The sequence below is a fragment of the Nocardia terpenica genome (assembly GCF_013186535.1).
Taxonomy (GTDB): domain Bacteria; phylum Actinomycetota; class Actinomycetes; order Mycobacteriales; family Mycobacteriaceae; genus Nocardia; species Nocardia terpenica.
This window is the reverse complement of record NZ_JABMCZ010000001.1, coordinates 1,944,834-1,957,217: the sequence shown is the minus strand read 5'-3', so window position 1 is coordinate 1,957,217 and position 12,384 is coordinate 1,944,834. Positions and strand designations below refer to the sequence as shown.

The 12,384-nt window shown below is 69.3% G+C and carries 10 protein-coding genes and 1 pseudogene; 3 read left to right on the top strand and 8 right to left on the bottom strand.

Annotated features, from left to right (window positions below; genetic code table 11):
* Positions 1–10: 10 nt before the first annotated feature.
* Complete coding sequence (gene trxA, locus HPY32_RS09045; protein ID WP_067591376.1) at positions 11–376, top strand: thioredoxin; 366 nt, start codon at positions 11–13, stop codon at positions 374–376.
* Positions 377–431: 55 nt separating this feature from the next.
* Here the strand turns inward: trxA and HPY32_RS09040 are convergent, their stop codons facing one another.
* Entirely contained in the window at positions 432–866 is a 435-nt protein-coding gene (locus tag HPY32_RS09040) for an alpha-isopropylmalate synthase regulatory domain-containing protein (RefSeq protein ID WP_067591379.1), read from the bottom strand.
* Positions 867–1,314: 448 nt separating this feature from the next.
* On the opposite strand from HPY32_RS09040, the gene HPY32_RS09035 reads away from it, so the two are divergent.
* Together HPY32_RS09035 and HPY32_RS09030 are read left to right on the top strand one after the other, a co-directional pair.
* Entirely contained in the window at positions 1,315–1,647 is a 333-nt protein-coding gene (locus HPY32_RS09035; protein ID WP_067591381.1) for a four-helix bundle copper-binding protein, read from the top strand.
* Between the two features lie 56 nt (positions 1,648–1,703).
* The gene (locus tag HPY32_RS09030; protein WP_197696568.1) at positions 1,704–2,651 is read left to right on the top strand and encodes a COX15/CtaA family protein; all 948 of its coding nucleotides are present in this window, start codon (positions 1,704–1,706) and stop codon (positions 2,649–2,651) included.
* Here the strand turns inward: HPY32_RS09030 and HPY32_RS09025 are convergent.
* From HPY32_RS09025 to HPY32_RS09000, 7 genes and pseudogenes are all read right to left on the bottom strand, one after another.
* Entirely contained in the window at positions 2,648–3,280 is a 633-nt protein-coding gene (locus tag HPY32_RS09025; protein WP_067591384.1) for a class I SAM-dependent methyltransferase, read from the bottom strand. The two genes, HPY32_RS09030 and HPY32_RS09025, sit on opposite strands and share 4 nt — an antisense overlap.
* Before the next feature lie 46 nt (positions 3,281–3,326).
* Positions 3,327–6,071, bottom strand: a complete 2,745-nt coding sequence (gene polA, locus HPY32_RS09020; protein ID WP_067591387.1) for a DNA polymerase I — start codon at positions 6,069–6,071, stop codon at positions 3,327–3,329.
* A 57-nt stretch (positions 6,072–6,128) separates the two neighbouring features.
* Positions 6,129–8,120, bottom strand: a complete 1,992-nt coding sequence (locus HPY32_RS09015) for an ArnT family glycosyltransferase (RefSeq protein ID WP_067591390.1) — start codon at positions 8,118–8,120, stop codon at positions 6,129–6,131.
* A 129-nt stretch (positions 8,121–8,249) separates the two neighbouring features.
* Positions 8,250–8,945, bottom strand: a complete 696-nt coding sequence (locus tag HPY32_RS44490; RefSeq protein WP_228787948.1) for an ABC transporter ATP-binding protein — start codon at positions 8,943–8,945, stop codon at positions 8,250–8,252.
* Positions 8,946–9,119: 174 nt separating this feature from the next.
* Positions 9,120–10,025: pseudogene (locus HPY32_RS44485) on the bottom strand (ABC transporter ATP-binding protein); the annotation flags it as partial.
* 41 nt (positions 10,026–10,066) lie between these two features.
* Positions 10,067–11,293, bottom strand: coding sequence for a branched-chain amino acid ABC transporter permease (locus tag HPY32_RS09005; protein ID WP_067591393.1), 1,227 nt, complete (start codon positions 11,291–11,293; stop codon positions 10,067–10,069).
* A complete protein-coding gene (locus HPY32_RS09000) occupies positions 11,290–12,324 on the bottom strand; it encodes a branched-chain amino acid ABC transporter permease (RefSeq protein WP_067591396.1) in 1,035 nt (344 codons plus the stop codon). The genes HPY32_RS09005 and HPY32_RS09000 overlap by 4 nt, the downstream gene beginning before the upstream one ends.
* Positions 12,325–12,384: the final 60 nt, after the last annotated feature.

Genomic DNA, 12,384 nt, shown 5'->3' with positions numbered 1-12,384 from the left:
AGAGGATCCCATGTCCACCCAGACCTTGACCGAAACGAACTTCGACGAGGTAGTCACCGGCAACGATGTGGTGCTGGTCGACTTCTGGGCGGAGTGGTGCGGCCCGTGCCGGTCCTTCGCTCCGACCTACGAAGCCTCCTCGGAGAAGCATCCCGACGTCGTCCACGGAAAGGTCGACACCGAGGCCCAGCAGGGCCTGGCGTCCGCCGCCAATATCCGGTCCATCCCGACCATCATGGCTTTCCGCGAGGGCGTGCTGGTGTTCGCGCAGCCCGGCGCGCTGCCCCCGGCCGCGCTGGAGGACCTGGTCACCCAGGTGAAGGCCCTCGATATGGACGAGGTCCGCAAGCAGCTCGCCGAACAGCAGGCCGAGTAAGCGAAATACCCGGCGCCGCACCGGTTTTCCCGGTGCGGCGCCGTTGTGTCCGCGGCTAGCGGTCGAGCTGGTTGATACCGGCGATCATGGCGCGCACGCTCGATTCCGCGCTGTCGTCGGCCACGGCGGCGCCCCAGCCCCGCCGCCCGTGCGACTCGCACTGCACGAAGGTGGCGGTGCCCGCCTCGGTGCGGCGCTGGTGGAATTGCAGAATCTCGACCGGGTAGCCCTCCTCGTAGAGGGCCGAGGTGAGCGCGGCCACCGGGCTGCCGGCCGCCACCACGGTGCGCGGCCGGTCGCCGAACTCCAGCGTCGCGGTGAACACGGCGTTCGGAGCGCGGCCCGCGCACGCCCAGTCGCTGAGCGTGACCGAACCGGTGACGTCGCAGTAGCGGTCGAAGAACTCGGCGGGGGTCAGCTCCCCGCACTCGGTGCGCAGGCCCTTGGGCGCCGCGGCGATGAAGGCATGTGTGTCGATGGTGAGAGTCATTGGCCTGGGTCTTCCCGACTTCGTGTCGAATCTGGTGACAGAGGGGACCAGCGAAAATCTTGTACGGCCGCAGCGAGGGGCCGGTCCGAATCAGACCCCGCTACGGCGGAGAACTACGAGAATTCGCCCGGCAGCCACCATCGCGGTGTGCGGAAGTAGCGCTGCGCGGTCGCGGTCGGCGACGTTCGGCGCGGCGCTGCGGCTGGCGGCGGGGTTCGGCACGGGATCGAGGATATGGACTCACCGAGGCGATGGCAACCATATTTGGCCGGAACCGACGAGTAACTTCGTCACAATGATTCGTGAACGGCGAACCAACGAGCGATAACAGCTGTAGCAACTCGCTGGAAAGAAGTGTTTTGCCTGATGAAAAATGTTCATAACATAATGGGCAAACTCTCAGAAAACACCATTTGAGGCCCTGGACGAGCTCGCCGAGGAGGCCCGGATGACCGACCCGATCGTGCAGAGCGCTATCAATCACATGCTCGGCTGCTATCGCCGGTGCGAGCATCAGATCCAGGAATCCCTCGACCGCGGGGGCGAGCACGCCACCGCCCACCACATCGCGACCCTCACCGACTGCGCCGCCCTGTGCCGCCTCACCGGCGACCTGCTCGACCGGCACTCCGAATGGGCCGTGCACCTGTCCGGGCTGACCGCCCGCGCCTGCGTCGACACCGCCGAGCGCTGCGACCGCCTGGGCGAGACCGCGTGCGCCACCGTCTGCCGCGCCGCCGCCGAGGCGTGCGAGCTGTATCTGGCGCTGCAGGCGGAGTAGCCCGCCGAGTCGGTCCCCGGTGCTCGAGTTGCGGTGCGGGGGTTTAGGTTCGGGGTGTGGCTGTAGGAATGTCGGTGGGGCGGCGCGGGATACGGACCCCGTTCACGATGCTGGAGGGGCGGATCGGGTTCGGGCAGCGGTGGCTGCGGTGGGCCGCGGGGGCGGTGCTGGTGACGAGCGTGCTGATCGTCGTCGGGGGCGGGGTGGTCCGGGTGACCGGGTCGGGGCTGGGCTGCCCGGACTGGCCGACGTGTGAGGCGGGGTCGCTGGCGCCCACGCCGGAGCTGGGGGTGCACGGGGTCATCGAGTTCACCAATCGGATGCTGACCGATGTGCTGTGCGTGGTGGTCGGGGCGCTGATCATCGTGGCGCGGCTGCAGCGGGTGCCGCGGCCGCGGATCACGCGGTGGGCGTGGGCGCAGTTCTGGGTGGTGGTGCTCAATGCCGTGGTGGGCGGGCTGACGGTGCTGGCGCGGTTGAGCCCGTATGTCGTTGCGGCGCACTTCCTCGCGGCCATGCTGTTGCTCACCGCGGCGACCGTCGCGTGGGATCTGGTGTCGCGGCTGGACGGCACGGCCCCGGAGCCCGCGATGGGCCGGATCTCGTTCTCCGGCAGGGTGCTGCTCGCCGGGTCCGCCGTGTTGCTGATCGTGGGCACGGCCGTCACCGGGACGGGTCCGCACGCCGGTGATTCCTCGGGGGTGCGGCGCATGCCGTTCGACTGGCTGGCGGTGACCTGGGTGCATTCGCTGGTCGCCGTCGCGGTGGTGGGTGTGACCGCGATGCTGTGGCGGTCCGCCCGGCCCGGCGGCGGGTTGCGGACGCGCAGCGCGTGGCTGTTGGTCGCGCTGGCCGCCCAGGGCGTGATCGGAATCGTGCAGGCGGTCATCGGATTACCTGCGGCCGTGGTGGTGGCGCACATGTGCGGGGCGGCGCTGGTGTGGATCGGGGCGGTCCGGGTGGCGCTGGAAACGGGCCGGGCGGCAGCGGTTTCCGCGGGCTAGGCCGGTTTGCGCCACACCAGCAGGTAGCGCCAGAACACCAGGCGGCGCACCTGCGCGCCGGGCAGCAGGGCGGCCGCCCGGCGGCGCACCGCACGGGTGGTGTCGGCGGGGTCCATGAATTTCGGCATGACGCCGTGTGTGGGTTCGTAACCGAAACCGTTGCGGCCCAGGGCGCGACGCAGGGCGAAGGCCAGGCCGAATGCGCGGTGGCCGAGCGCGGCGAGCAGTTCGACGGAAAGCTCGCGCGGCAGCTCGGTGCGCGGCAGGGCCGCCGCGACGAGCACGCCACCCGGCCGTAGGGCGGCGGCCAGCATCGGCAACGCGCGGTCGAGCGGCAGATGATGCAGCGTGGTCATCGAGACGATGGCGTCGTATTCGTTCTCGGGCAGCGGCTGTTCCAGGACATCCGACAGCACACAGGACACGTTGGCGGGCACCACGGTCCGAGCCACCTCGAGGATTTCCGGCGAGCGGTCGATCGCATCGACGCGATCGGCCCGCTCGGCCAGCTTGGCGGCCAATGTGCCCGCGCCGCAGCCGATATCGGCGACCTTCCGACAGTGCGGGGGCAGCCTGCGCAGCAGTGCCCCATGGTAGAAGGCGTTGTGATCCCAATCCAGCGCGCTCATCGCCGGAATGCTCTCACCTGCTCCGCTCGGCCGTAAAGCACCCGGTTCAGTGGGCAGCCGCGTCCCAGCTGCGGCCGACGCCGACGGAGACCTCGAGCGGGACCGACAGGTCGATGGCCTTCGACATGTGCTCGCGGGCAAGGGCTTCCAGCGGCTCGCGCTCGCCGGGGACGACCTCGAAGACGAGTTCGTCGTGAATCTGCAGCAGCATGCGGGATTTCAGGCCGGACTCGTGCACGGCGCGCTGCACGTTGATCATCGCGACCTTGATGATGTCGGCGGCCGTGCCCTGGATGGGGGCGTTGAGCGCCATGCGCTCGGCGGCCTCGCGGCGCTGGCGGTTGCTGGAGTCCAGGTCGGGCAGGTAGCGGCGGCGGCCGAACAGGGTCTCGGTGTAGCCGACCTTGCGGGCCTGCACGACCGCCTCGTTCAGGTAGTCGCGGATGGCGCCGAATCGCGAGAAGTACACCTCCATCTGGGCTTTCGCCTCCTCGGCGCTGATCTTCAGCTGCTGGGACAGGCCGTAGGCGGACAGCCCGTAGGCCAGGCCGTAGGACATGGCCTTGATGCGGCGGCGCATTTCGGGGGTGACCTGGGCGATCGGGATGTCGAACGCCTTGGACGCCACGAAGCTGTGCAGGTCCTCGCCGGAGTTGAACGCCTCGATCAGGCCCGCGTCCTTGGACAGGTGGGCCATGATGCGCATCTCGATCTGGCTGTAGTCGGCGGTCATCAGCGACTCGAAACCGGGGCCGACGACGAAGGTGTCGCGAATGCGGCGGCCCATGTCGGTGCGGATCGGGATGTTCTGCAGGTTCGGCTCGGTGGACGACAACCGGCCGGTGGCGGCGATGGTCTGGTTGAAGGTGGTGTGGATGCGGCCGTCGTCGGCCACCGCCTTCAGCAGGCCGTCCACGGTGACCTTGAGCCGGGTCGCATCCCGGTGCGCGAGAAGATGTTCCAGGAACGGGTGCTGGGTCTTCTCGAACAGCGACTCGAGCGCGTCGGCGTCGGTGGTGTAGCCGGTCTTGGTGCGCTTGGTCTTCGGCATGTCGAGCTCGTCGAACAGCACCACCTGCAGCTGCTTGGGCGAGCCGAGGTTGATCTGCTTGCCGATGACCTCGTAGGCGGCGTTGGCGGCGGCGGTGACCCGGTCGGCGAATTCGGACTGTAGCTGCTCGAGTTCGGCCACGTCGACCGCGATACCGGCCTCCTCGAGCTCGGCCAGCACGGCCAGCAGCGGGAGCTCCATGTCGGTGAGCAGCGTGGTGGACTCGATGCCGCGCAGCTCCTCGTCGAACGCCTCGGCCAGGTCGGCCACGGCGCGGGCGCGCAGGATCTCGGCCTGGGCCAGTTCGGCGTCGACGTGGTCCTCGGCGTCGAGCAGCGACAGCTGGGTGTCCTCGGCGGCCTCCACCCGCAATTCGCGCGACAGGTAGCGCAGCGACAGGTCGTCGAGGTTGAAGGTGCGCTGGCCGGGGCGGACCAGGTAGGCGGCGAGCGCGGTGTCGCTGGTGAGGCCGCGCAGCTCCCAGCCGCGGGCGCGCAGCGCGTGCCGGGCGGCCTTGGCCTCGTGCACCGCCTTCGGCGTGGCCGGGTCGGCGAGCCAGCCGCCCAGGGCCTTCTCGTCCTCGGGGGTGAGGCCGACGACGTCGAAGTAGCCGCCCTCGCCGTCGGCGGCGGCGATCGCGATGGCCTTGACGTCGCCGTGCACCGGGGTGCCGGTGCCGACGATCGAGACGCCGTGGCGCAGGCCCGCTTTCGCGTGCTCGGCGAGCCAGTCGGCGGCCGCGCCGGGATCGACCGCGCCGCCGCTGATCTCGAAACCGGCCTCGGCCTCCGGCTCCGGCGGGGCCAGCGTCTCGAACAGGCGGTCGCGCAGGACCCGGAATTCCAGGTCGTCGAACAGGCGGTGGATCTTGTCGCGGTCCCACGACTGCTGGGCCAGCTGGTCGGGCGTGTAGGGCAGCGGCACGTCGCGGACCAGGTCGGTGAGCTGGCGATTGAGCACCACGCCGGACAGGTTGGCGCGCAACGCGTCTCCGACCTTGCCCTTCACCTGGTCGACCCGGTCGACGAGGGTGGCCAGGTCGCCGTATTCGCGCACCCATTTGGCGGCGGTCTTCTCGCCGACGCCGGGGATGCCGGGCAGATTGTCGCTCGGGTCGCCGCGCAGGGCCGCGAAGTCCGGGTACTGGGCGGGGGTGAGGCCGTACTTCTCCTGCACCGCCGCGGGGGTGAACCGGGTGAGCTCGGAGACGCCCTTCTTCGGGTACAGCACCGTCACGTCGTCGTTGACCAGTTGCAGCGAGTCCCGGTCGCCGGTGACGATCAGCACCCGGAAGCCCTGGGGCACGGCCTGGGTCGCGAGCGTGGCGATGATGTCGTCGGCCTCGTAGCCCTCGATGGCCATGACCGGGATGCCGAGCGCGCCCAGCACCTCCTGGGTGATCTCGACCTGGCCGCGGAAGTCGTCCGGGGTGGTGGCGCGGTTGGCCTTGTACTCCGGATACGCCTCGGTGCGGAAGGTCTTGCGGCTGACGTCGAAGGCCGCGGCCACGTGCGTGGGCTTCTCGTCGCGCAGCAGGTTGATCAGCATCGCGGTGAACCCGTATACCGCGTTGGTGGTCTGCCCGGTGACGGTCTTGAAGTTCTCCGCGGGCAGCGCGTAGAACGCGCGGTAGGCCAGGGAGTGCCCGTCCATCAGCAACAGGGTGGGCCGGTCGCCGACGGTACCCGAGGTCGCTGCGGGCGCACTGCTCTGACGCGGTTCGGTGGTGGCTGGGTTCACGGCACAGAGTCTAGGGACCGGCACCGACAACGGCGGACGCCACCACCGAACCCGTCGCTAGTTCTTCGGCCGGGTCAGGTCGTACACGGCCACGTTGCCCACGTGGGTGGCGGTGAAATGCGTGGTCACCCAGTCGGCGATGTCGCGGTGACCGGCCGCGGTCCACGGCTCGGTGCGCGGCGGGCCCGCCTCCGGGCCGCCCACCCGCCAGCCCGGCGGCAACCGCAACTCCTGCGCCAGGTAGTAGGAGACCTGACCGGAGCCGACCATTTCTTGGAAACGGTCCAGCGAGGGCACCGGATCGACCGTGGCGAAACCGCCGATCGCGATGACCGGTGTGCGCGTGGCCAATTCCAGCGCGGCCGCGACCGAGGACCGCTCCACCGCGGCCGACCAGGTGCCGCGGCTGTGCACCAGCAGGTCGACGATGCGGGGATCGGTGAACGGCCCGCCGTCGGCGAACGCGCGCATCTGGCCGCGGATCAGCGCCTGGAATCCGGTCTCCGGCGGCGCGGCCGGGCCGACGCCCGGGCTGCGACCCGAATGCGGCTCGCCGATGGTGGCCGCGGCATAGCCGGTCGCGCCGCCCAGCCCGGCGATCAGGCCCACGACCAGCAGCACCGAGCCGATCGCGCCCCGGGCGGCCCGCCAGCCGCTCGGCACGGGCAGGGCGGACAGCACCAGGCCGACGGCCGCGAGCACGGCGACGCCCGCGACGACCCAGCGCAGCTCCGGATGCCAGTCCGTGCGGCGGTTCAGCAGCACGAACGACCACACCCCGGTGGTCGCGACCAGGGCCGCCCCGCCCAGCCGACCGAACGCCTCCGCGCGCCGCCGCCACAGCTCGTGCGCGCCCACCGCCAGCGACCCGGCCACCGCGGGGGCGAGCACCAGCGTGTAGTACGCGTGCTCGATCGAGTTCATCACGCTGAACGCGGCCCCGACCAGAACCAGCCAGAGCCCGAAAACCAGTGCGGCGGCACGGATCTCGTCGGTGCGCGGGGCACGCCACCGGGAGGCCAGCACCAGCGCGAAGGCCAGCAGCGCGGCGGGCAGGAACCAGGAGATCTGAATTCCGCTCTCCCCCGTGAACAGCCGGGCCGGACCGGCGTCGCCGAAGTCGTTGAAGCTCTGCAGCAGCGACGGCGGCACCTGGTAGCCGGGCGGCAGCGCGATCTGATTGCTCGTGTGGGCGCCGTGCAGGAATCGCCCGAATCCGTTGAAGCCCAGCACCAGATCCATGAACGAGTTGTCGGTGGACCCGGCCTGATACGGCCGCGACGACTCCGGCCACAGCACGGTCAGCAGCACATACCAGCCCGAGGAGACGATCAGCGCGGCCGCGGCGGCGACCAGGTGCGTGAGCCGGGTGCGCAGCGTGGCGGGCGCGGCGATCAGGTAGGCCAGGGCGAACGCGGGCAGCACCAGCAGGCCCTCGAGCATCTTCGCCAGGAAGGCGAAACCCAGTGCGACGCCGGTCAGGGCGAGCCAGCGCGCGTTCGCGGCGGGCAGCGCGCGGATCGTGGCGTAGGCGGCCGCGGTCATCAGCAGCACCATGGCGGCGTCCGGGTGGTTGTACCGGAACATCAGCGCCACCACCGGCGTCACCGCCAGCACCACACCGGCCAGCAGCCCGGCGGCCCGGCTGCGCACCGCGCGGGTCACCGCGGCATACAGCAGCGCCACCGCGGCGACCGCCATCAACGCCTGCGGCACCAGCATGCTCGCACTGCCGAAGCCGAAGATCCGCGCCGACAACCCCATCACCCACAGCGACAGCGGCGGCTTGTCGACGGTGATGAAGTTGCCCGGATCCACCGAGCCGAACAGCAGCGCCTTCCAGTCCCGGGTCCCGGACCAGACGGCCGCCGCATAGAAGTTGTCGGCCATGTCGTTGCGCCCGATCCGCCACAGATAGGCGACGGCGGTGCCGACCAGCAGCACCGCCAGGGCGAGACGATCCACGGGTCGCGCGGGGGGCAGGGCCGGTTCGGCCGGACTCGATCCGAGGGGATCGAGCCCGGCCTCCTCATCTAGCAACGCTTCCATTCGGAAGAGTCTCACAAGGTAAGGTAACCCTCGCAACCGCTAGGGCCCGGCATTCACATTTTCTTGGTCACACGTTCATCCCGGCCAAAAGCATGCCGGGATGACGACGATGGGATATGCCGGGACCCGTCAAGCCACGCCGAGGTAAGCGGACTTCACGGCCGGGTCGGTGAGTAGGGCGTGGCCGGGGCCGGTCTTGGTCACCTCGCCGGTTTCCAGGATGTAGGCGCGGTCGCTGCGGGTGAGGGCCTGCTGGGCGTTCTGTTCGACCAGCAGGACCGTGGTGCCCTGGGCGTTGATCTCGCCGATGATGCGGAAGATCTGCTGGATCACCATGGGGGCCAGGCCCATGGACGGCTCGTCGAGCAGCAGCAGCTTCGGCCGGGCCATCAGCGATCGGCCGATGGCCAGCATCTGCTGCTCGCCGCCGGAGAGCGTGCCGCCCACCTGTTTGCGACGTTCGGACAGCCGCGGGAACAGCTCGAACACCCACTCGAGGGTCTTGTCGTACTCCGACCGCTGCTTGAACGGGCGGGCATGGCAGCCCATGTCCAGGTTCTCCTGCACCGTCATGCCGGGGAACACGCCCCGGCCCTCGGGCGCCTGGATGAGCCCGGCGACGACCCGCTCGTGCGCCCGCATCCGGGTGATGTCCTTGCCCTCGAACGTGATTCGGCCGCGGGTGAGCGGCAGCAGGCCCGACAGCGCGCGCATGGTGGTGGTCTTGCCCGCACCGTTGGCGCCGAGCAGGGTGATCAGCTCGCCCTGCGCCACCTCCAGCGAAATACCGTGCAGCGCCTGGATTCTGCCGTAGTTGACGACCATGTCCTCGACGAGGAGCAACGGTTGCTCACCGGGTCCGCTCGCTTCGCTCGCGGAACCGACGATTTCGCCCGACGCCGGACCGACGCTTTCGCCCGACGCCGGACCGACGCTTTCGCCCGATGTCGCCGCGACGATCGGCTCGACGACTTCCGTTGCGGCGGAGATCGTTTCGACATCGTCGTCGGCGACGCCGAGGTAGGCGGCGATGACGGCCGGGTCGTCGCGGATCTGTTCCGGCAGCCCGTCGGCGATCTTGCGGCCGAACTCCAGCACCACGATCCGGTCGGTCACGCCCATGACCAACCGCATGTCGTGCTCGATGAGCAGCACCGTGAAGCCGTCGTCGCGGATCTTGCGGATCAGATCCATCAGCGCCGACTTCTCGCTGGGGTTGAAGCCCGCGGCGGGCTCGTCCAGGCACAGCAGCTTCGGCTCGGTGGCCAGCGCGCGGGCGATCTCCAACCGGCGCTGGTCGCCGTAGGAGAGGTTGCGCGCCTTCTCCACCGCCCGCGCGGCGATGCCCACGAACTCCAGCAGCGCCATGCCGCGCTCGATGGCGTCGTGCTCCTCGCGACGATGCCGCGGGGTGCGGAAGATCGCGCCCGGCACCGAGGTTCGATGCCGGGCATCGGTGCCGACCACCACGTTCTCCAGCGCCGTCATCTCCCCGAACAACCGGATGTTCTGGAAGGTCCGGGCGATGCCGAGCCGGGTGATCTCGTTGCGCTTGGACTTCTTCAGCGGCCGGCCGTCGAAATACACTGCGCCCGAGGCGGGTTGGAACACCCCGGTGATCGCGTTGAAGCAGGTGGTCTTGCCCGCGCCGTTGGGGCCGATGAGCCCGAGGATCTCGCCGCGGCGGATCTCGAAGCCGACATCGTCGAGCGCGGTCAGGCCGCCGAACTTCACCGTGAGCCCCTCGGTGCGCAACAGCGGTGCGCCGACGGCGGTTTCGATGTCGCGGGTGGGCGCCACCGCCTCCGCGACCGACTCGGCGTCACACAGTTCGGGCAGCACCTCCGCGACATCCAGCGTGCCCGCCGTCGCCGCGTCCGGTGCCTCGGCGTACCCGGCCGCCATATCCTCGTTGTCGAACAGCGCCCCACCGGCGCCCGGCCCGGTCATCGGCTCACTCCCGTCGCCTCGGCGGGCACCGGTGCCGGAATCGGCCGCCGCACCACCTTGTACACCTGCCGCCCGTAGGCGAGCAGCTTCTGCCGCACCGGGAACAGGCCCTGCGGACGGAAGATCATCACCACCACCAGCGTGATACCGAAGAACAGATATTTGAAGTCGCCCAACGACTGTCCGGCGACATTCACCGACATGAACCGGTTCGGCAGGTACACGATGAGGAACGCGCCGACGATCACGCCGAGCTTGTTGCCCTGCCCGCCGAGCACCACCGCGACCAGGAACAGCATCGAGTTGATGACGTTGAATCCGGTCGGATTGATGAACTGCACCTGCCCGGCGTACAGCGCGCCGGACAGCCCGCCGATCGCCGCGCCGATGGTGAAGGCCAACAGCTTGAACTTGAACGTGGGCACGCCCATCATCTCGGCGACGTCCTCGTCCTCGCGAATGGCCACCCACGCCCGCCCGGCCCGGCTGCGCTCCAGATTGCCGACCAGCAGCAGCACGCCGATCACCAGCACCATGCCGATCCAGAACCACCAGGTCCCGGAGTTGGCCCGGTCCAACGGATTCAGGCTGTGCGAGTCGCCGAAGTTCCCGGCGGAGAAGTACCCGCCCGCGTGCGTGCCCGACTCTCCCAGCCGCGGATAGGCGATGCCGGACAGGCCGAGGCTGCCGTTGGTGATGTCGCCGAGATTGTCGGCCATCAGCCGCACGATCTCGCCGAAGCCGAGGGTCACGATGGCCAGGTAGTCGCCGCGCAATCGCAGCGTGGGGCTGCCCAGGATCAGGCCCGAGACCGCGGTGATCAGAATCGCGATCGGCACGCAGGCCAGCCACGCCCACCTGGCGTCGAACGCCCCGCCCGCCCCGACCTGATTCCACGGACTGTTCGGACTGGTGAGCACACCGATGGTGTACGCGCCGACCGCATAGAAGCCGACATACCCCAGATCCAGCAGACCCGACTGTCCGACAACGACATTCAGCCCGACGGCCAGCAGCGCGTACATCGCGAACTGCGCCATCACACCGCCGAAGCTGGTGCCCGGGGTGTTCAGCACGGGCGGCGGGAACAGTGGGATGAGGGCGAGAACGATGATCGCGGGCACGCCGATCCCCCACTGCGCGGGGCGGCTCAGCCCGGCCCACCAGTTCCGGATCGCATCGCCCACACCGCGTCCCGGCCGCGCGGAAGCTTTCTCCGTCATACCCGCGCCCTCCCGAGGCTCTCCCCCAGGATGCCCGTGGGACGGAACATCAGCACGGCCACCAGGACCACGAAGGCGACGACATCGCGCCACTGCGTCCCGAACAGGATCTGGCCGTAGTTCTCCGCCAGCCCCAGCGCCAGGCCGCCCAGCAGCGCGCCGCGCAGGTTGCCGATGCCGCCCAGCACCGCGGCGCTGAATGCCTTGATGCCCAGGATGAATCCGCCGTTGAAGATGATGCCCTGCGGCACCTTCAGCGTGTACAGCAGCGCCGCCGCACCGGCGAGCACGCCGCCGATGAGGAAGGTGAGCATGATGACCCGCTCCCGCGAGACGCCCATCAGCGTCGCGGTGTCGGGATCCTGCGCCACCGCGCGGATGGCCCGGCCGAATTTCGTTCGGTTGATGAGGATTTCGGTGATCGCGGCCAGCACGATCGCCGCCAGCACGATCACGATCGCCACATTCGTCACCGCGGCGCCGAAGAGGCTGAACAGTTCGCTCGGCGTCACCAGTTTGATCGGCTGCTGCGGATTGGGCCCGCCCAGCCCGCTCACGAACTTCGGCAGCACGAAGTGCACGATCTCCTGCAGGATGAACGACATGCCGATCGCGGTGATGAGGAAGATCAGCGGTTTGGCCCCGCGCCGGCGCAGCGGCCGGTAGGCCACCCGCTCCAGCCCGACCGCGGCCGCACCGGATACCGCCATACCCACCAGCATGGCCACCAGGAGATAGACGATGGTCATGACCACGCCCTCGGAATAGGTGTTGCCGCTGGGCGCGAACCCGAGCAGCTCCAAACCCACATACTGGCCGAACATTCCCAGCATGAAAACTTCCGAATGAGCGAAATTGATGAGTCGCAATACACCGTAGACCAGGGTGTATCCGACGGCGACCAGTGCGTAGATCGCACCGTAGCTCAACCCGTCGACAGTGAGCCGCCAGAACTGGTCGAGCACCCCCGAAACATTGAATTCGATCGATCCGGCCAGGAGGGCGGGATCGGCAAAAGCGGTAACAGACATTCGTAACTCTCGCCATCGTGGAAACGGCGTGCGCCGCCCGACCGGCACACGCCGTTTCCG